The following is a 20695-nucleotide window of genomic DNA, read 5'->3' as shown; positions in this document are numbered from 1 at the left end:
GCAGGCAGGCGGCGGCTGCGGTGCGGTGCGTGCTGGCAACATGCGTATAATCGCTGGCTTGTCCGACCTTCACTGCATGGAAAAAATTCCCTATGGCTTCAACTCCCGACAATATCAGCATGGCGGTGTTCTGCGATTTCGAAAACGTGGCGCTCGGTGTGCGCGACGCCAACTACGAAAAATTCGACATCAAACCCGTGCTCGAGCGCCTGCTGCTCAAGGGCAGCATCGTGGTCAAGAAAGCCTATTGCGACTGGGAACGCTACAAGGGTTTCAAGGCCACCATGCACGAAGCGAACTTCGAGCTCATTGAAATCCCCCACGTGCGCCAGTCCGGCAAGAACTCGGCCGACATCCGCCTGGTCGTCGATGCCCTCGACCTGTGCTACACCAAGTCGCACGTCAACACCTTCGTCATCATTTCGGGCGATTCCGATTTTTCGCCGCTGGTATCGAAACTGCGCGAGAACAACAAGCAGGTGATCGGCGTCGGCGTCAAGCAATCGACCTCGGACCTGCTGGTGGCCAATTGCGACGAATTCATTTTCTACGATGACCTGGTGCGCGAAGTCAAGCGCGCCGCCGCCAAACGCGACGAGCGCAAATCGCAGCCGCAGGCAAGCACCTCCGGCAGCAACCGCCGCGCGCCCGACGACAAGAACGACAAGCGCAAGGAAGAACTGGAAGCACGCAAGGCGCAAGCGATCGACATGGTGGTCGAAATGTTCGACGCCCTGGTCTCCGAGCGTGGCGACAGCGGCAAGATCTGGGCCTCGCTGCTCAAGGACACCCTGAAACGCCGTCGCCCCGAATTTAATGAAACCTATTTTGGTTTCCGCACCTTCGGCAATTTGCTGGAAGAAGCGCAGGCGCGCGGCCTGCTCGAGTTTGGCCGCGATGAAAAATCCGGTGCTTATGTGTATCGCAGTGCCGCCGGCCAGGCCGGGCGCAGTGCCGAGGCGGTGGTCGAAGACGTCGACGGTGAGGCGGTCGATGGCCATCTCGATGGCCGTCCCGCCGTGCTGGACATCGATGGCTTCTCGCCGGAAATGGCGGAATTGCTCAACGCGCCCGTCGCGCCCATGACGGAAGCGCCCGCGGCGGTGGAAGCGCCGCGCCGCCAGGCCCGTCCCGAGCAGGAGCGCGGCCGTGGTCGCGGTCGCGGGCGCACCGATTTCCGGGCGCCGGTGGCGCCGCAGGTCGAGCCTGCTGACCTGGTTGATGCAGTCGAGCCGCAGGCTGAGGTACAGCCCGAGGTACAACCCGAGCCGGCCGTGGCGGAACAAGTCGAAGCGCTCGACAGCGAAGTGTGGAACGACGAATCGCCATTCCCGCCGCCAGCGGCGGGCCAGCGCCGCGCGCCGGCCCGCAAACCGGCCGCCAAGAAAGCCCGGGCGCCGGCCGTGCGCCAGCAGGCCGCGCCCGAGGTGGTCAGTCAAGTCGACGTGCTTGCCGCTGCACCGGTGGTCGAAGCTGCCGCTAAGCCGGTGCGCAGTCGGCGGCCGGCCAAGGCCAAGGTGAAGGCCGAGCAGGGCTAAAACGGCAAGCGTTGGTGGTTGTTTTAAGCGTTGATCGAACATTCGGACTGGCACCTGCGGTGCCGGTCCCAATTGTCCAGACTACCAGCCGCGTTAGTCCCTTTCAGTAACAACCTCCTGCCACCGTCTCATGTCCCCAGTCCTGCTGTTCTGCATCCTGATCGCTTATTTTGCCTTGTTGCTGGGCGTCGCCTGGGCGACGTCGCGCAACGCCACCAACGACAGTTTTTTCATCGGTAACAAGTCGAGCAACTGGATGCTGGTGGCCTTCGGCATGGTCGGCACCACGCTGTCGGGCGCCACCTTCATCAGCGTACCGGGCGCCGTCGGGCGCGACGGTTTTGGCTACGCCCAGATCCTGATCGGCTACGTGATCGGCTACATCGCCGTGGTCTATCTGTTGCTGCCGCTGTATTACCGCCTCAAGCTGACCTCGATTTACAGTTACCTCGACATGCGCCTGGGGCGCCGCGCCTACCAGAGCGGCGCCGGCTTTTTTATCCTGTCGCGCCTGCTGGGCGCGACCGCCCGCCTGTACCTGGTGGTCAACATCCTGCAAGTGATCATCCTCGACAGCCTGGCGATACCGTTCTGGCTGACCACCCTGGTCATCCTCGGCATGATCCTGATTTACACCTACCAGGGCGGCGTCAAGACCATCGTCTGGACCGACACCCTGCAAACGAGCTGCATGCTGATCGGCCTGCTGGCCTGCGTCGGCTTTCTGTTCAGCCAGCTCGACCTGACGCTGGCGCAGTCGCTGGCGCAGATGCAGGAGCGCGGCCTGTCGCGGGTGTTCACCAGCAGCCCTGACAGTCCCAGTTTCTGGCTCAAGCAGATCGTCGCCGGCATTTTTATCGTCATTACCATGACCGGCATGGACCAGGAAATGATGCAGAAAACCATCTCCGTAAAAACCCTGGCCGACTCGCAAAAAAACCTGCTCACGCTCACCCTGGTGCTGACCATCGTGCTCTCGCTGTTCCTGTTCCTGGGCGGCTTGCTGCACCTGTATGCACCGCTGGTGGGCGTCACCGCCAGCGGCGACCAGCTGTTTCCGGCCATCGTCACCGGCCACCTGCCAGCGGCGGTCCAAGTGATTTTCCTGATCGCCCTGGTGTCGGCGCTGTTTCCCAGTGCCGACGGCGCCATCACCGCGCTCACTTCGACCACCTGCATCGACCTGCTGGGCATTCACCGTCCCGGCTACATCGGCGCACTGGGCGAGGGCGCCAAGATACGCCTGCGCAAATCCGTGCACCTCGCGTATGCCGCCCTGTTCCTGCTGCTGGTGCTGGTGTTCAAGGCAATCGACAGCCCCAGCATGATCGTCGTCATCCTCAAGCTGGCAGCCTACACCTACGGGCCGCTGCTGGGCCTGTTCGCCTTCGGCATGCTGACCACCCGCATCCTGCGCGACCGCCTGGTGCCGCTGGTCACCATCGGCGCGCCGCTGCTGTGCGCGGTGCTTGAATTGCATCAAACGCAGCTGTTTGCCAGTTACCGTTTTGGCCTTGAAATGTTGATGATCAACGGCTCGCTGGTGTTTGCCGGCTTGTATTTAATTTCCAAAAAGCAACATTAGACGCTCGCCATCAAGGCGGCAGAGGCGCTTTTATCGTACAGTGCGGGGTGTGACGTAATGTGACGTGCTGTGACGTGCTGTGACGTGTTTTGACGTGTTGTGACTTGTTGTACCCGATTGTTTCATCAACTTTGCCGCTGGAGAACCGATGTCCTTCAAACCTTTTTCCGCCGTGCGTCGCGGCTTCGGCCTGTTCTGGCGTGCCCTCGACGCCACCCGCCGCACCTTCTTCAACCTGATTTCCCTGTTCCTCCTGGTGCTCATCGCGGTCGGCCTGTTCAGCGGTGGCGTCAAGCCGCTGACGCCGAAAACGGCGCTGGTCATCAACATCAAGGGCAGCGTGGTCGAGCAGGCCACCGGCAGCGTGCAGGACGCCGTGCTGGCCAACGTCAATGGCGACTCGCGCCGCCAGGTGCAGCTGCGCGACCTGCTCACAGTGCTCGATGCCGCCGCCACCGACAAGGGCATCGGCAGCGTGCTGCTGATGCTCGAAGACATGGATGCGGCCGGCATGGCGCAGCTCAACGATATTGGCGCCGCCATCGAGCGCGTCAAGGCCGCCGGCAAACCCGTCGTCGCCTGGGCTGGCAATTACGACCAGCGCCAGTACCTGCTGGCCGCGCACGCCACCGAGGTGTATCTGCACCCGATGGGCATGGTCAACGTCAAGGGCTTTGGCCGCTACCGCAATTACTACCGCGACGCCCTCGACAAGGTGGGCGTGACGGTCAACCTGATGAAAGTGGGTACTTACAAAAGCTTTGCCGAGCCGTACATCGGCAACGGCCCGTCGGATGCCGCTGCCGAAGCCGAAGGGGTGCTCTACAACGCCCTGTGGAAAGGCTACACCTCGACGGTGGAAAAAAGCCGCAAGCTGCCCGCCGGCGCCATCGACAGCATGATCGACAAGCTGCCGCAACTGATGGAAACGGCGCAGGGTGACGGCGCCCGCGTGATGCTCAATAACAAGCTGGTCGATGGCCTGAAGACACGCGACCAGCTGCGCAGCATGATGATCACCCGCGGGGAGTACGACGCCTCGGCCAAGAGCTTCCGCCAGATCAGTTTTGATGACTACCTCGGCCGCAACCGCCCGAAAATGTTTGGCGACGCCGTCGGCGTCATCGTCGCTTCGGGCGAAATCACCGATGGCAGCTCGGGCCCCGGTGGCATCGGCGGCAATTCGACCTCGAACCAGATCCGCCGTGCGCGCGAGGACGAGCAAATCAAGGCCGTGGTGCTGCGCGTTGATTCACCCGGTGGCAGCGCCTTTGCCTCCGAGCTGATCCGGCGCGAGCTGGAATTGACGCGTGCCGCCGGCAAGCCGGTGATCATTTCAATGGGCAATGTGGCCGCTTCCGGTGGCTACTGGATTTCGATGGCGGCCGACGAAGTGATCGCCGATCCGGCCACCATCACCGGCTCGATCGGCGTCTTCGCCATCTTGCCGACGGCGGAAAAAGTGGTCGACAAGCTAGGCGTGCACACGGCCGGCACCACCACCACCTGGCTGGCCGACGCTTACAACCCGCTGCGCCCGCTCGATCCGCGCTTCCGCCAGCTGGTGCAGAGCAGCGTCAACCACATTTATAGCGAGTTCACCACCCGCGCCGCCGCCGCCCGCAAGACCACGCCGGAGAAAATCGACGCCGTCGGCCAGGGCCGCGTGTGGACCGGGGCGCAGGCCCAGGAACGGGGGCTGGTCGATCGCCTGGGCAGTTACCAGGATGCCCTGAAAGCGGCGGCGGCGCGCGCCAAACTGCCGGCCGATTACCGCGTCGCTTACGTCGAGCGCGAAAGCACCCGGGTCGAGCGCGTGCTCAATATGTTCGGCGCCTCTGCCGCCCAGGCCTTGCAAATCGAAGTCAAACTGGGCATGCTGCCGACCGGTTTACCGGCGGCCAGCGTCAAGCAAGTGGCGCGCGATATGGCGTGGCTGTCGGAGCTAAATAGTGGCAAGGAGCCATTTGCGGCCGTGACCCATTGTTTGTGTGGCATGCCGTAATTTGCAGCAGTTCAGCATTGGGACAGGCACCCTGCGGTGCCAGTCCCCCCTGCTTGATATGTAGCGGGTTTGTAACACCAAGTACACCCTTGCGCCGACGCCGCTTCCCCCTGAAGCGGCTTTTTTTTGGCCTGCCGCCGCCGCCCGATGGTGTCCCTATGGCGCACTTTGTATTCTCCTCTGTACGCTATGAAACATACAGGACCACCCCTGCATGCTACAGTTGGACGGTAATTGTTACCATTTCGATCAAGGAAATCATGCAGCAGCAGCCAGTTGACAAAGCCGTCTCTCCCGCACCGCAGCGCAGCGGGCGCCGCAAGTTCATTGGCACCGTCATCGCCGTGGCCGTCATGATTGGTCTGGGCTGGCTGGCCTGGCACCTGACCCACCCGGCCGCCGACGCCGGCGGTGCTGGCGGTGCGCGCGCCGGGCAGGGCGGTGGTGGCGGTGGTGGCGGTGGCCGGCGCGGCGGCGCGCCCGCTTCCACCGTCGGCGTCGCCACCGCCGAGACCATGGACATCCCGGTCGTCATCGATGCGCTTGGCACCGTCACCGCGGCGGCCACTGCCACCGTGCGCCCGCAGGTATCGGGCGTGCTGCAAAAGATCAGTTTTAGCGAAGGGCAGATGGTCAAGGCCGGCCAGGTGCTCGCCACCATCGATCCGCGCGCCTTCGAGATGGCGCTGCTGCAGGCCAGCGGCCAGCGCCAGCGCGACGAAGCGCAACTCGACAGCGCGCGCGTCACCCTGAGCCGCTACCGCACCCTGCTGACGCAAGATTCGATCGCCCGCCAGGACGTCGACACCCAGGCCGCGCTGGTCAAGCAGTTGGAAGGCACCATCATGACCGACAAGGCGGCCGAAGGGGTGGCCCGCCTGAACCTGAGCTACACCCAGATCAAGGCACCGATCAGCGGGCGGGTCGGCCTGCGCGTGGTCGACCTGGGCAACCTGGTCGCCAGCGGCGACGCTGCCGGCATTGCTGTCATCACCCAGTTAGCGCCCATCGATGTCGAATTTTCCATCCCCCAGGACCAGGTGCCGGCGGTGCAGGGCCGCATGGTCGAGAACACGCCGCTGCCGGCGATCGCCTTTGACCGCACCCGTATCAACACGCTCGCCAGCGGCAGTTTTAAAGCGCTCGACAACCAGGTCGATATCCAGACCGGCACCGTCAAGGCCAAGGCGCGCTTTGTCAACAGCGACATGAAGCTGTTCCCCAGCCAGTTCGTCAACCTGCGCCTGCAAGTACGCAATATCAAGGGCGCCGTGGTGGTGCCGGTGACCAGCCTGCGCCACGGCGCCAGCGGCGACTTCGTCTACGTTCTCAACACCGACAAGACGGTGTCGGTGCGCGCCGTCACGCGCGGCCAGGCCACCGTCGACAAGGTGCAGATTGCCACCGGTCTGAAGGTGGGCGAGCAGGTCATCACCGAAGGGGCCGACCGCCTCAAGGATGGCGCCAAGGTGATTTTGCCGGGCGACCGTCCCGCTGGCGGCGGCGGTGGCGGCGGCGGCGCTGGCCGGCGCGGCAACCGCGGCGCCGCCGCCGATGGCGCCGCGCCTGCCGCCGCCGCTCCGGCGGCCGCTGCACCCGCCGCCGCTCCGGCGGCCGCTGCACCCGCCGCCGCCGAAGGCCAGCGCCGCCGCCGCGCCGAAAGTCCCGCCCCATGATGGTGTTCGATAGCTGTGTGGCCGCCGCGCCGTTGGGATATTGCTCATGAATCCGTCCGGCCCCTTCATCGCCCGGCCTGTCGCCACCTCGCTGCTGATGCTGGCGATCGTGCTCGCTGGCCTGGTCGGTTTTAAATTTCTGCCGCTGTCGGCCCTGCCGCAGGTCGATTTCCCCACCATCCAGGTGCAAACCCTGTATCCGGGCGCCAGTCCCGAAGTGATGGCGCGCACGGTGACGGCGCCGCTCGAACGCCAGTTCGGCCAGATGTCGGGTCTATCGCGCATGAGCTCGACCAGCGCCGCCGGCGTTTCCATCGTCACCTTGCAGTTTGGCCTGGGCCAGACGCTCGACGTCGCCGAGCAGGAAGTACAGGCGGCGATTAACGCCGGCGGCTCGCTGCTGCCCACCGACCTGCCGGCGCCACCGGTGTACGCCAAGGTCAACCCAGCCGATGCCCCGGTGCTGACGCTGGCGATCACGTCCGACACCATGCCGCTCACCGAGGTGCAAAACCTGGTCAACACGCGCCTGGCGCTGAAAATCAGCCAGGTCAACGGCGTCGGCCTGGTCAGCCTGTCGGGCGGCCAGCGGCCGGCGGTGCGTATCCAGGCCGATACCGAGGCACTGGCCTCGTATGGCCTGGGACTGGACTCGCTGCGCACGGCGATCACCGCCGCCAATGCCAACAGCGCCAAGGGCAGCTTCGACGGCCCGACCCGCTCCTACATCATCAACGCCAACGACCAGCTGCTGGCGGTGCCCGACTACAAGCAGCTGATCGTCGCCTATAAAAATGGGGCGCCGGTGCGGCTGGTCGACGTCGCCAACGTCGTCGACAGCGCGGAGAACGTCAAGCTGGCCGCCTGGTCGGGCTTGAAACCGGCCATCATCGTCAACGTCCAGCGCCAGCCGGGCGCCAACGTCATCGCCACCGTCGACGCCATCAAGGCGCGCCTGCCGGAGCTGCAGGCCAGCCTGCCCGGCGCGCTGCACCTGGACGTGCTGGTCGACCGCACCACCGGTATCCGCGCCTCGGTCGAACACGTCGAACTCGAACTGCTGCTGTCGGTGGCGCTGGTGGTGCTGGTGATCTTCGCTTTCCTGCACAGCGTGCGCGCCACCGTGATCGCCAGCCTGTCGGTGCCGATCTCGCTGATCGGCAGTTGTGGCGCCATGTACCTGCTGGGCTACAGCCTGAACAACCTGTCGCTGATGGCGCTGACGATTGCCACCGGCTTCGTGGTCGACGACGCCATCGTCATGATCGAAAACATCGCCCGCTATATCGAAGAAGGCGAAACGCCAATGGCAGCGGCGATCAAGGGCGCCGCCCAGATCGGCTTTACCATCATTTCGCTGACGGTCTCGCTGATCGCCGTGCTCATTCCGCTGCTGTTCATGGGCGACGTCGTCGGCCGGCTGTTTCGCGAGTTCGCCATCACGCTTTCGATCACCATCCTCATTTCCGCGGTGGTGTCGCTGACCCTGGTGCCGATGATGTCGGCGCGCTGGCTCAAGGCGCACAAGGATGAAACGCCATCGAAGCTGGCGCTGCACACGCAGGCGTTTTTTGACCGCGTGGTGCACCGTTACGACGGCGCCCTGACCTGGGTGCTGGCACGCCAGGGCCTGACCCTGATCGTGGCGCTGGCCACGCTGCTGCTGACGGTGGCGCTGTACATGCTGATCCCCAAGGGCCTGTTCCCTACCCAGGACACCGGCCAGCTGCAGGCGCGCGTGCAGGCGCGCCAGGCGATTTCGTACGACGGCATGGCCAGCCTGCAGCAGCAGGCCGCGCGCGTGATTTTGCAGGACCCGGACGTGCTGTCGCTGTCATCGAATGTCGGCGTCGACGCCGCCAACAACACCATGCTCAACACGGGCAGCATGCTGATCAACTTGAAACCCACCCGCAGCAGCGACCAGCAAGCCATCATGACGCGCCTGCGCCAGCGGGTGGCGCAGGTGGCCGGCCTGACCCTGTTCCTGCAGCCGACCCAGGACTTGACCATCGACGCCGAAACCGGGCCGACCCAGTACCGCGTGTCGATCGAAGGGGCCGACAGCGCCAGCGTGACCAAGTGGGCAAACGCACTGGTGGCGCGCCTGCAGTCGACCAAACAGGTGGCCAATGTCACCAGCGACGCCGGCGCCAGCGGTGTGGCGGCGTTTGTCGACATCGACCGCGACAGCGCTGCGCGGCTGTCGATCACGGCGTCGACCATCGATGATGCCCTCTATAGCGCTTTTGGCCAGCGCATCGTCTCGACCATTTTCACGGAAACCAATCAGTACCGGGTGATCCTCGAAGCGAAGAACGAGCACGCCATGTCGATCGATACCTTGAAACGCCTGCCGATCAAGACCGGTTCCGGCAAACCGACCCCGCTCGAAGCGATTGCCACCATCACCGAGCGGCCGGCGCCGCTGCAAATTACCCACGTGGCGCAATACCCGGCCACCACCATCGGCTTCGATACCGCGCCCGGCGTCTCGCTCGGTACGGCGGTCGACGCCATCCGTGCTGCCAGTGTCGATGTCAAGCTGCCGCCGGCAGTGTCGATGACCTTCCTCGGCGCCGCCGGCGCCTACCAGTCATCGCTGTCGAACCAGCTGTGGCTGATCCTGGCGGCGGTGGTGTGCGTGTACATCGTCCTCGGCGTGCTCTACGAGAGTTATATTCACCCGATGACGATCCTGTCGACGCTGCCGTCGGCCGGTGTCGGCGCGCTGCTGGCGCTGTTGATCTCGGGCCAGGACCTGGGGGTGATCGGCATCATCGGCATCATCCTGTTGATCGGCATCGTCAAGAAAAACGCCATCATGATGATCGACTTCGCCATCGAGGCTGAGCGCGAGCAGGGCAAAAGTGCGCAGGAGGCGATTCACCAGGCGGCGCTGCTGCGTTTCCGGCCGATCCTGATGACCACCCTGGCAGCGCTGTTTGCCGCCGTGCCGCTGATGCTGGGCTGGGGTGAAGGCGCCGAGCTGCGCCGCCCGCTGGGCCTGGCCATTTTCGGTGGCCTGATCGTCAGCCAGGTACTGACCTTGTTTACCACCCCGGTGATTTACCTCGGCTTTGACCGCCTGGCCAAGCGCGTCAATCAGCGCATGAGCAAGCGTTTTGGTAGCAGGGACGATGCCTTGCACAACCCGTACGCGCACGGCGCCCTGCTCGAAGCGCGCACCGACGGTACTGTCCCCGGAGCGCGCGAATGAACCTGTCGGAACCGTTCGTGCGCCGGCCGATCGCCACCGTGCTGCTGACGGTGGGGATTGCGCTGGCCGGCATCGGGGCGTTTTTCGTGCTGCCTGTCTCGCCGCTGCCGCAGGTTGACTTTCCCACCATCTCGGTGTCGGCCTCGCTGCCCGGTGCCAGTCCCGACACCATGGCCAGCAGCGTCGCCACCCCGCTCGAACGGCGCCTGGGCGTGATCGCCGGCGTCAACGAGATGACGTCCAACAGCGGCAACGGCTCGACCCGCGTCAGCCTGCAGTTCGACCTGACCCGAAAAATTGATTCGGCCGCGCGCGAGGTGCAGGCCGCCATCAACGCCGCCCGCGCCGACCTGCCGTCGACCCTGCGCAGCAATCCTACCTACCGCAAGGCCAATCCGTCTGACGCTCCCGTCATCATCCTGGCACTGACCTCGAAGACCAAGACGCCGGGGCAGATCTACGAGACGGTGTCGAACCTGGTGCAGCAAAAGCTGGCGCAGGTGCAGGGCGTGGGCGACGTCGAAATCGGCGGCGGCTCGCTGCCGGCGGTGCGTGTCGATCTGCTGCCCTATGCGCTCAATAAATATGGCGTCTCCACTGAAGACGTGCGGGCGTCCATCCAGGCCACCAATGCCAACCGGCCGAAAGGGGCTATCGAAGGCAACGGCCAGCGCCTGCAGATCTATTCGCAGCCTGCCGGCGCCAGCGGCGGGCGCAGCGCCAACGATTACAAAGCGCTGGTGGTGGCATGGCGCAACGGCGCCGCCGTCCGCCTGCAGGATGTGGCGGCGGTGACCGATGGCGTTGAAAACGTCAACACACTGGGCCTGTTCAATGGCGAGCCGGCGGTGATCGTGCTGGTCACGCGCCAGCCCGCCGCCAACGTCATCACCACCGTCGACGGCGTGCGCGCGCTGCTGCCGCAATTGCAGGCGCAGCTGCCGAGCGACGTCAAGATTGAGGTGGCGTCCGATTCGACCAATTCGATCCGCGCCTCGCTGCACGAAATTGAAGTAACGCTGCTGATCTCGATCGCCCTGGTGGTACTGGTGGTGAGCGTGTTCCTGCGCTCGGTGCGCGCCACCGTGGTGCCGGCGGTGGCCACGGTGGTGTCCTTGCTGGGGACCTTTGGCGTCATGTACCTGCTGGGTTTTTCGCTCAACAACCTGTCGCTGATGGCGCTGACGGTGGCCACCGGCTTTGTCGTCGACGACGCCATCGTGGTGCTGGAAAATACCGCCCGCCATATCGAGGATGGCATGGACCGCATGCAGGCGGCCCTGCTGGGCGCGCGCGAAGTGGGTTTTACGGTGCTCTCGATTAGCCTGTCGCTGGTGGCGGTGTTCATCCCGCTGCTGTTCATGGGGGGCCAGGTGGGCCGGCTGTTCCGCGAATTTGCCGTGACCCTGTCGGCGGCGGTGCTCATTTCGCTGGTCATTTCGCTCACCACCACGCCGATGATGTGCGCCTGGCTGCTGAAGAAAACCGACAGCAATCACCGTCCCGGGCGCCTTTCTCGCTGGTCGGAGAGCGGCTTCGTCAAGCTGCAGGGCGGTTACGAAGCGGCGCTTGACTGGGCACTGGGCGCCAAGGCGCTGGTGATGGTGATTCTGGTGTTTGTCATCGGTCTGAATGTGTACCTGTTCGCGGCGGCCCCCAAAGGCTTTTTTCCGCAGCAGGACACCGGCCAGATCAACGGCGGCATCCGCGCTGACCAGTCGATTTCATTCCAGGCCATGCAGGGCAAGCTGCGCCAGCTGGTCAACATCATCGACAGCGATCCGGCAGTGGCCACCGTGGTCGGTTTTACGGGCGGTTCGCGGGCCGGTGGCGGCTTCATGTTCATCAACCTGAAACCGGTCGGCGAGCGCGCCAAGGGCGACTCCGGCCAGGCGGTGATTGCGCGCCTGCGGCCGCGCCTGGCCAAGGTCACCGGGGTGTCGATGTTCCTCAACCCGGTGCAGGATTTGCGTATCGGCGGCCGGCAGTCCAATTCGACCTACCAGTACACGCTCAAGAGCGACAACCGCGAAGACCTGAAAAAATGGGCGACCCGGCTGGCCGACGCCATGAAGGGCCAGAGCGCGCTGATCGATGTCGATACCGACCAGGCCGAAAACGGCGTCGAAACCTTTGTCACCATCGACAAGGACAGCGCCGCCCGCCTCGGCATCGGCACCCGTGACGTCGACAACGCCCTCTATAACGGCTTCGGCCAGCGCCAGGTCGCCACCATCTACGATGAGCTTAACCAGTACCACGTCATCATGGGCGTGGCCAGCCAGTATGCGCAGTCGCCGGAAGCGCTCAAGGATGTCTACGTGCCGGGCAAGAGCACGGCTGCCACCACGCTCGGTGCGTCGTTGAACCTGACGGCCTCGCGCGATCCGTCGAGCGGCACTGCGCTCGCTACCAGTGCGTCGACCATGGTGCCGCTGTCGGCAATTGCCAGCTTTGCCGAGAGCGCGACGGCGACCTCGGTCAACCACCAGGATGGCGAACTGGCCACCACCGTCTCCTATAACCTCGCTGCCGGCAGCAACACGGCCGCCGGCGAAGCAGCGGTGCGCCAGGCCGAAGCGAGTATCGGCATGCCCAACAATGTGCGTGGCAGTTTTCAGGGCGCCGCCAAGGCAGCGCAGGATTCCAACCAGGAGCAGCCCTACCTGATCGCCGCCGCCATCGTCGTCATTTACATCGTGCTGGGCATTTTGTACGAATCGCTGGTACACCCGGTGACGGTGCTGTCGACGCTGCCGTCGGCCGGCGTCGGTGCGGTGCTGGCCCTGCTGTTGTTCAAGATGGAGTTTTCCATCATCGCCCTGATCGGCGTGTTTCTGCTGCTCGGCATCGTCAAGAAGAACGCCATCCTGATCATCGATTTTGCGCTCGAGGCCGAGCGTGCGCGCGGCCTGTCGGCGCAGGACGCCGTGCGCGAAGCATGTCTGCTGCGCTTTCGCCCGATTTTGATGACCACCCTGGCGGCAGCACTCGGTGCGCTGCCGCTGGCGATCGGCTTTGGCGAGGGGTCGGAACTGCGTCAGCCACTGGGCATTGCCATCATCGGCGGGCTGGTGGCCAGCCAGGTGCTGACCCTGTTGACCACGCCGGTGGTCTATATTTTGATGGACAAGCTGCGCCGCCGCGGCCCGCAGGAAGCGGCGCTGAGCCACCTGGGCGCTGCTCCTGCTCCTGGCCCTGCCACCGCCGGCGCCACTGCCCAACCCTGAACACGACTGTGATTGACACGCCATGACCGCCACCTTGCGCCCGCCCCGTCTTGCCACCCTCGCAGCCTGCCTGCTCGCCGCCACCCTGCTGGGCGGCTGCGCCGTCGGCCCGGCTTACCGTTTGCCGGCCACGCCGCAGCCGGCTGCCTTCAAGGAAGCAGGACCCTGGCAGCTGGCGGTGCCGGCCGATACGCTCGAGCGGGGGCCGTGGTGGACGCTGTTTAACGACGCCCAGTTAAACGCGCTGGTGGCGCGGGTGCGCATCGATAACCAGAACGTCGCCGTGGCAGTGGCCAATTACGCTGCCGCCCGCGCCAGCATCGCCCAGCAGCGCGCCCAGTTGCTGCCCACAGTGACCCTCAATACGGGCGCTGACCGCAGCGGCGGCGCCGCTAACAATGGCACTGGCAAAAATTACCGGCTATCGATCGGTGGCAGCTGGGAGCCGGATGTGTGGGGCCGCCTGCGCGCAGGCGTGAACGGTGCCGAAGCGAGTGCACAGGCGAGCGCCGCCGATCTGGCGGCGGCCACCCTGTCGGCCCAGGGCGAGCTGGCCATCGATTATTTTAGTCTGCGTGAAATCGACGCCGAGCGTGAACTGGTGCGGCAAACCATCAGCGGTTACGAGCGCGTGCTGCAAATTACCCAGAACCGCTTCGACGCCGGCATCGCTGCCCGCACCGATGTGCTGCAGGCGCAGACCCAGCTGGCGCAAACGCGCAGCGACGATTTGACGCTGGAGCGTCAGCGGGCCCAGCTCGAGCACGCGATCGCCATTTTGCTGGGGCGCGCCCCGGCCGGGTTTACCCTGCCGACGGCGCCATGGCTGGCCAATGTGCCGGAAGTGCCCGCCGGCGTGCCTTCGAGCCTGTTGCAGCGGCGTCCCGACATCGCTGCCGCCGAGCGCCGCGTGGCCGCTGCCAATGCCAATATCGGCGTGGCGCAGGCAGCCTATTATCCGAATATTGGCCTGTCCGGTTCGTACGGCACCGCTGGCCCCAGCGTGAGCGACCTGTTTAATGTGTCGACCGCGGTGTGGTCGCTCGGCCTGTCGGCGGCGCAGACACTGTTTAACGGCGGCGCCACCAGTGCTGCGGTGGCCGCTGCCACGGCGCAGCGCGACGCGGCTGCTGCGCGCTACCGCCAGACCGTGCTGACCGCCTTTGGTGACGTCGAAGACCAGCTGGCCGCCACCCGCATCCTGGCCGCCCAGCTGGTGCTGCGCCGTCAGGCCTCGGACGCCGCCAACCAGGTCGAGACGCAGATTCTCAATCGCTATACGGCCGGTCAGATCAGTTATACCGAGGTGGTGCAGGCACAGGCGACCGCGCTGTCGGCGCGGCGCGCGCTGGCACAGTCGCAGGCGGACCGGCAGACCACGGCGGTGGCGTTGATTGCGTCGCTGGGAGGGGGATGGAACGTGGTCAACCAAAAGTGAAAACCTACTTTTGGTTGGGTTGGTCAGAGACGCCAAGGGGGGAACCGGCTTAGAGGCGCACACACGGTCAGCTCAAAATCACTGGCGCAGCCAGATGATTTTGAGAGGGGGACGAAAGCCCGAGCCGGATCGACTGTCGCCTCGAGGCACCGCGCGCGCAGCGCGCGGTGCCTGTCCCCACTGCCACTGGCGCCGCGCCAGGGGAACTGCGAGAATGCATTTCCATCATCACTTCGAACTTTCCATGCGCCGCCTTTCCTTCGCTTGTCTTGCTTCTTTCGCTTCTTTCGCGTCTTTCGCTTCTTTCGCGTCTTTCGCTTCTATCGCTGTCCTGCCCGTGATCCTTGGCGCCTGCGCCAGCGTGCCGCCGACGCCGCCCGGGCCGCCGTGGCAAGCTGTCACCAGCAACACCAGCGCCGAACTGCGCGGGCTGTCGGTGGTCAATGAGCAGGTGGCCTGGGCCAGCGGCGCCAAAGGCACCGTGCTGCGCACCGTCGATGGCGTGCACTGGCAGGGGGGGACTGTCGCCGGCGCCGACCAGCTCGATTTTCGCGATATCCATGCCATCGATGCCAGCAGCGCCATCGTCATGAGCGCCGGTCCCGGCGATGCCTCGCGCATCTACCGCACCGACGACGGCGGCGCCAGCTGGCGCCTGGTGCTGACCAACCCTGTCGCCGCCGGCTTCTGGGATGCGATAGCGTTCTGGGACAAGGAGCACGGCCTGCTGTTCGGCGACCCGGTGGCTGGGCGCTTTCAAACCTATGCCACCAGCGATGGCGGCATCAGCTGGCGCGCGCTCGCCGGCACGGGCCTGGAGGCCTTGCCCAACGAAGGCGCGTTTGCCGCCAGCGGCAGCTGCCTGTCGGTGGCCGGCAGCAGCGACGCCTGGATCGTCACCGGCGGCGCTGCCAGCGCGCGGGCGTTTCACTCGAATGACCGCGGCGCCAGCTGGCGCGCAGCGAGTTTGCCGATCGCCGCCGGCGCACCGGCGCGCGGCGCCTTTTCGGCCGGCTTTGCCAACAGCCGCAGCGGCATGGCAGTGGGCGGCGACTATCAGCAAATCACCATGGCCGGCGTGAACGGTGCGCGCAGCGACGACGGCGGCGCAACCTGGACGGCGGTGCAGGTGCTGCCGGCCGGGTATATGTCGGTGGTGGTGCCCATCAAGGGCAGCGCCAGCTACGTGGCGGCGGGACTGGCCGGTTCCGGCTACTCGCTCGACGCCGGTCGCAGCTGGACGGCGCTGGACGCCACGCCGCTCAACACGGTGGCCTTTGCATCGGCGTCGTCCGGCTGGGCGACCGGTCCCAAGGGTCTGTTAATGCGTTACACGGGCCCTTCGCTCAAGTCGCGTCCGTAAAACGTCACTGCCAGCAAAACCAGGGCGGCGCCTGGCGCGGCCCCTGTTGGCGGGCGCAGCGCTGTTATATACTGCGGCGTCGCACTACCCACGTCGTTTATCAGCTGTCCATACAATATCCGGGGATACCATCTTGTTCAAATCGATTGTCCTGCCTGTCGCCTTGCTGGGCGCGCTCACTACCGCCTCCACCGTCAGCGCCGACGAAGGCCAGTGGCAGCCACACCAGCTTACCCAGCTCAAGTCCGAACTCAAACGCATCGGCATCACCATCCCGGTCGACAAGCTGACCGACCTGTCGAAGCATCCGATGAGCGCGATCGTCTCCACCGGCGGTTGCTCGGCCTCGTTCGTCTCGCCCGATGGCCTGATCGTCACCAACCACCACTGCGGTTACGCGGCGATCCAGCGCAATTCGACGCCGGAACACAATTACATCGTCAACGGCTACCTGGCGCGTGAGCGCGCTGCCGAACTGCCGGGCGGCCCGACCCTGAACATCTACGTCACCGACAAGGTGGAAAACGTCACCGAGCGCGTGCTCAAGGGCCTCTCGCCCAGCATGCCGGGGCGCGAGCGCTATGAAGAAGTGCAAAGCCGTATCAAGGCCCTGACCGCCGAGTGCGAAGCAGACAAGGCGTACCGCTGCTCGGTGCCAGCGTTTCACCGCGGCCTTGAGTACTATCGCATTCGCCAGCTGATGATCCGCGACGTCCGCCTGGTGTACGCGCCGGCCGACATGATCGGCAATTACGGCGGCGATATCGATAACTACGAATTCCCCCGCCACACCGGCGACTTCAGCTTCCTGCGCGCCTACGTCGGCAAGGACGGCCGCCCGGCTGACTATTCGCCCGATAACGTGCCGTACAAATCGAAGGACTTCCTGGTGGTGTCGGCCGAAGGTCTGAAAAATGGCGACCCGATCCTGCTGGCCGGCTATCCGGGCCGCACCAGCCGCTACAAGCTGCCGGCCGAAATCCGCTTTGCCCGCGACAGCGATTTCCCCATGCGCGTGGCCGCCATGCAGGCCGACCTGGCCGTCATCGCTGCCGCTACCATGGGCAATCCCGCCTACGATGTGCGCTACGCCGGCGTGGTCAAGGGCATCAACAATGTGATGAAAAAAACCCAGGGCCTGATGGACGGTTTCGCCCGCAAGGACGTCGCCGCCATCAAGGAGGTGCAGGACGCCGAGTTCCGCGCCTGGCTGGCGAAAAACCCGGCCGCCGCGCCCAGCCGCACCATGCTGTCCGACCTTGACGCCGTGATCGCCGCCGACATGGCGATGTCCGACGAAGACTACGCCTGGTCGGTGGCCAATCACAGCGACCTGCTCTACAACGCCCGCATCCTGTACCGCCTGGCGCTCGAACGCCAGAAGCCGGACGCCAAACGCGAACCCGGTTACCAGGAGCGCGATCTGCCCTTCATCAAGGCGCGCCTGACCCGCCTTGAGCAATCGTTCGTCGCCAGCGTCGACGAGGCGCGCTACACCGCCGCCCTGCTGCGCTACCAGAAGCTGCCGGCGAAAATGCATCCGGCTGGCCTCGATGCGCTGATGCCAACCATTGCCATGGTGCCTGCCATGTACAAGGGCACCGAACTCGGTGACACTGCCAAGCGGCTGGCCTGGCTCACGCGCGACGCCGATGCCTTCCGCAAGTCCGATGACCCCATCATCAAACAGGCGGTGCGCCTGCAGGACGTCTCGATGGCGCTGGAGGCACGCCGCAAGGAAGTCGCTGGCAACCTCGAAAAAGTCATCCCGCAGTACATGGCCGCCGTCATCGCCTGGAAGAAGAGCCAGGGCAAACCGGTTTACCCGGACGCCAATTCGACCCTGCGCGTGACCTTCGGTACCGTGGCGCCTTATGTGGCGCGTGATGGCGTCATCAAGGGACCGTTCACCACCGTCGACGGCATCGTCGAGAAGCACACGGGCAAGGATCCGTTCAATGCACCCAAGCCGCTGTTAGAGACGATCAAGGCGCGCCGTTTCGGGCTGTATGCCGATCCGGTACTCAAGACGGTGCCGGTCAATTTCCTGTCGAGCGCTGATACCACGGGCGGCAACTCCGGTTCGGCCGTGATGAACAAGCGCGGCGAACTGGTGGGGCTCAATTTTGATTCGACCTATGAATCGATTACCAAGGATTTTTACTTCGATCCAGCCATCACGCGCGCCATCCACGTCGATATCCGCTACATGCTGTGGGTGATGCAGGAAGTCGATCATGCCGACAGCGTGCTCAAGGAAATGACGATCAAGTATCCGAAGAAGTAAGGTTTGGGTGGTGGTGGGCAAATGGGACAGGCGCACGCGCCAGTCTCCCTGCTACGACGTCCAGCGCTGAACAAAAAAAACGCCCCGGCCGCTTGTTGGCGCCGGGGCGTTGTTGCGTGCGCTGCTGTCAGTGACCGATATGCTTGTCCAGAAACGCTTCGAGCGACTGATAAAAGCGGGTGACGTTGGCGGTATCGTAGAAGCCGTGTCCTTCGCCCGGGGCCAGCAGCCATTCGGGCGGACGGCCCTGGGCGATCAGGGCGGCGCGCATCGCTTCGGCGTGCGCCAGCGGCGCGCGCTCGTCCTTGCCGCCGTGGATCAGCAGTACCGGCGCCTTGATCTGCGCCGCCAGGTTGACCGGTGAATAGCGTTCCAGCTCGGCCTTGTCGTCGCCCAGGTAGCGCCGGTACAGGGCGGCAGTGGCCTTGTTGCGGCGCGCATCGTCGCCATTGACGATCAGCTTGAGGTCATACACGCCCGCATAGCCCACCGCGCATTTGATCAGCTGCGGCGCGCGCGCGGCCAGCATCAGCGCCGAGTAGCCGCCAAAGCTGGCGCCGTACGCACACACGCGGGCGCCGTCGACGTCGCCCTGGCTGATTGCCCAGCCGATGCCATCGGCCAGATCGTCCTGGATGTTGGCGCCCCACTGGCGGTAGCCGGCATGCTCAAAATTGACGCCGCGCCCGCCCGAGCCGCGGAAGTTGACCTGCAGGACGGCATAGCCGCGGCTGGCCAAAAACTGCGCATCGGTGTCGAAGTACCACTGGTCGGACGGCCCGTGCGGTCCGCCGTGCGGCACCAGCACCAGCGGCACCTTGACGCCGGCAGCGTGGGCCGGCATGGTCAGGTAGCCGTGCAGGGTGACGCCGTCGCGCGTCTTGAAGCTGATCGGCGTGCGCGGGCGCATGTCGGCCGGCTCGATCTGCGTCATCGACGCAAACAGCATGTCGGCCTTGCCGCTGGCACGGTTGAACAGGTAGTAGGCGCCGGGATCGCGGTCGCTGACGACGCTAAAGAGCAGCATGCTGCCGTCGCTGCTGAAATTGAGGAAGCTGACCACGCTGTCGGGGAAGGCGGCGCTGAGAGTCTTGTGCAGCTTGGCGTCGTCGCTGTTGGGGTCGAAGTAATGGGGGCGGGGAACGCCGATGGTGGTGAGCAGACCGAGCGGCATGCCGTGCTGCGAGCCCGGCTGCAGGTCGCCGGCGCTCGCTTCGCGATCGGCATACAGCACTTTGCGCGCGCCGGTGGTGAAGTTTTCCTCGACCACTTCGTCGGGGCCGCCTTTGCTTGACAGCTCGACCAGGAAACTGGCGTCATCCGGGCGGAACAGCAATGGCACATAGCGGCGCGCGGTGTCGCCGGTCACTTCTTTCCAGCTGCCGTCGGCGTCATTGTAGTTGTAGCGCAGCGCATAGCCATCGTCGCCAATGCCATAGGCGAAGCGGGGCGTGCCGCTACTCTGGAAAACGAAATCCATATTGCGTGCCGGCAGGTCGGCAATCAGCTTGCGGATGGCGCTGCTTGAATCGATGTCGTAGAGCAGGCTGTGATTGGCGTCACCACCGTGCGCGGCCAGATAAAAATGCTCGTTCAGGGTGCGTGGCAAGCCTTCGATCTGGCCATAGGCGTAGTCGTCGCCGTAGCGGTCGCCGCGCCGCGACGATTTGAACATGTTGTAGCCGAACAGGTATTCCTGTTTGCTGCCGTCATAGTTGGTGGCCAGTACTTCGCCGGTCGCCACCGGCTTTTCGCGCGAGCCCAGTTCCTTGCCCTTGGTAATGACGAGCCGGTTGTTGCTCACCCAGATATAGTCGAGCGGCACTTCGAAGGCGGGCATGCGGATGGCGCCCACCTGTTTCAGGTCCGGCAGCGAATAAAACGCCACCACGGGCACGAAGCGGTCGCCCGATGGTACCTGGGCGGTGATGGCAATGTGCTTGCCATCGGGCGCCAGGCGGGGATGGGAAAACTGGTCTTCCAGCACAAAGGCGGATAGCGCGACTTTCGCTGCGGGTGCAGGTGCAGGTGCAGGTGAGGCCAGGGTGGACACGCTGCCGGCGAGCAGGCTGGCAAGAAGGAAGGCGGAGCGGAGTGGATACAGTGGCATGTGTGGGTCCAGGCAATGGGCGTCGACAGTGGGCGCTTTCATCGTTAAGTCCGGAAGTGGCCAGACGGCATGCACACACCTTGCCGTTCGGCATTCCCTAGCTAATGGTGAAAGGGCTGACCTTAAAATCAGCAAACTTTATGAAAAAAATTATAGAGAAATCCGCAAATATTGCAATACTATAATTTTGTATCTAGGCAACAACAGGGTATGCGCAATATTGCATGAAAGGCGTTTGCGCTC

The 20695-nt window shown here is 64.6% G+C and carries 9 protein-coding genes and 1 pseudogene; 9 read left to right on the top strand and 1 reads right to left on the bottom strand.

Going from position 1 to position 20695, the window contains the following annotated elements; translation table 11 throughout:
* The first annotated feature begins 92 nt into the window (after positions 1-92).
* The 9 genes and pseudogenes from ACP7BZ_RS00680 (at position 93) to ACP7BZ_RS00640 (ending at position 18342) form a co-directional block, all read left to right on the top strand.
* Positions 93-1538: an NYN domain-containing protein gene (locus ACP7BZ_RS00680; RefSeq protein ID WP_426109718.1), complete on the top strand. Its 1446-nt coding sequence runs from the start codon at positions 93-95 to the stop codon at positions 1536-1538.
* Between the two features lie 130 nt (positions 1539-1668).
* Positions 1669-3123, top strand: coding sequence for a sodium:solute symporter (locus tag ACP7BZ_RS00675; protein ID WP_426109717.1), 1455 nt, complete (start codon positions 1669-1671; stop codon positions 3121-3123).
* 148 nt (positions 3124-3271) lie between these two features.
* Positions 3272-5128, top strand: coding sequence for a signal peptide peptidase SppA (sppA, locus tag ACP7BZ_RS00670; RefSeq protein WP_426109716.1), 1857 nt, complete (start codon positions 3272-3274; stop codon positions 5126-5128).
* Positions 5129-5388: 260 nt separating this feature from the next.
* Positions 5389-6804 (top strand): efflux RND transporter periplasmic adaptor subunit, encoded by a 1416-nt coding sequence (locus tag ACP7BZ_RS00665; RefSeq protein WP_426109715.1) that lies wholly within the window; start codon positions 5389-5391, stop codon positions 6802-6804.
* A 46-nt stretch (positions 6805-6850) separates the two neighbouring features.
* A complete protein-coding gene (locus ACP7BZ_RS00660) occupies positions 6851-10024 on the top strand; it encodes an efflux RND transporter permease subunit (protein WP_426109714.1) in 3174 nt (1057 codons plus the stop codon).
* A pseudogene (locus ACP7BZ_RS00655) lies at positions 10021-13092 on the top strand (efflux RND transporter permease subunit); the annotation flags it as partial. The gene ACP7BZ_RS00660 and the pseudogene ACP7BZ_RS00655, both read left to right, overlap by 4 nt.
* 184 nt (positions 13093-13276) lie before the next feature.
* Positions 13277-14692 carry an efflux transporter outer membrane subunit gene (locus tag ACP7BZ_RS00650; protein WP_426109713.1) on the top strand — a complete coding sequence of 472 codons (1416 nt, stop codon included), beginning with the start codon at positions 13277-13279 and terminating at the stop codon, positions 14690-14692.
* 337 nt (positions 14693-15029) lie between these two features.
* Positions 15030-16055 (top strand): WD40/YVTN/BNR-like repeat-containing protein, encoded by a 1026-nt coding sequence (locus ACP7BZ_RS00645; protein WP_426109712.1) that lies wholly within the window; start codon positions 15030-15032, stop codon positions 16053-16055.
* Between the two features lie 133 nt (positions 16056-16188).
* A complete protein-coding gene (locus ACP7BZ_RS00640) occupies positions 16189-18342 on the top strand; it encodes a S46 family peptidase (protein ID WP_426109711.1) in 2154 nt (717 codons plus the stop codon).
* Positions 18343-18469: 127 nt separating this feature from the next.
* On the opposite strand, the gene ACP7BZ_RS00635 is transcribed toward ACP7BZ_RS00640, so the two are convergent.
* Positions 18470-20452: an alpha/beta hydrolase family protein gene (locus tag ACP7BZ_RS00635; protein ID WP_426109710.1), complete on the bottom strand. Its 1983-nt coding sequence runs from the start codon at positions 20450-20452 to the stop codon at positions 18470-18472.
* Positions 20453-20695 lie beyond the last annotated feature (243 nt).

Source organism: Massilia sp. PWRC2 (assembly GCF_049896725.1).
In the GTDB taxonomy this organism is placed as follows: domain Bacteria; phylum Pseudomonadota; class Gammaproteobacteria; order Burkholderiales; family Burkholderiaceae_D; genus JAFCUW01.
This window is presented reverse-complemented; position numbering and strand designations above follow the sequence as displayed.

Coding starts and splice junctions, on each gene's coding strand:
- ACP7BZ_RS00665 (WP_426109715.1), top strand. CDS start 5,389: ATGCAGCAGCAGCCAGTTGACAAAGCCGTCTCTCCCGCACCGCAGCGC.
- ACP7BZ_RS00660 (WP_426109714.1), top strand. CDS start 6,851: ATGAATCCGTCCGGCCCCTTCATCGCCCGGCCTGTCGCCACCTCGCTG.
- ACP7BZ_RS00635 (WP_426109710.1), bottom strand. CDS start 20,452: ATGCCACTGTATCCACTCCGCTCCGCCTTCCTTCTTGCCAGCCTGCTC.
- ACP7BZ_RS00650 (WP_426109713.1), top strand. CDS start 13,277: ATGACCGCCACCTTGCGCCCGCCCCGTCTTGCCACCCTCGCAGCCTGC.
- ACP7BZ_RS00680 (WP_426109718.1), top strand. CDS start 93: ATGGCTTCAACTCCCGACAATATCAGCATGGCGGTGTTCTGCGATTTC.
- ACP7BZ_RS00675 (WP_426109717.1), top strand. CDS start 1,669: ATGTCCCCAGTCCTGCTGTTCTGCATCCTGATCGCTTATTTTGCCTTG.
- sppA (WP_426109716.1), top strand. CDS start 3,272: ATGTCCTTCAAACCTTTTTCCGCCGTGCGTCGCGGCTTCGGCCTGTTC.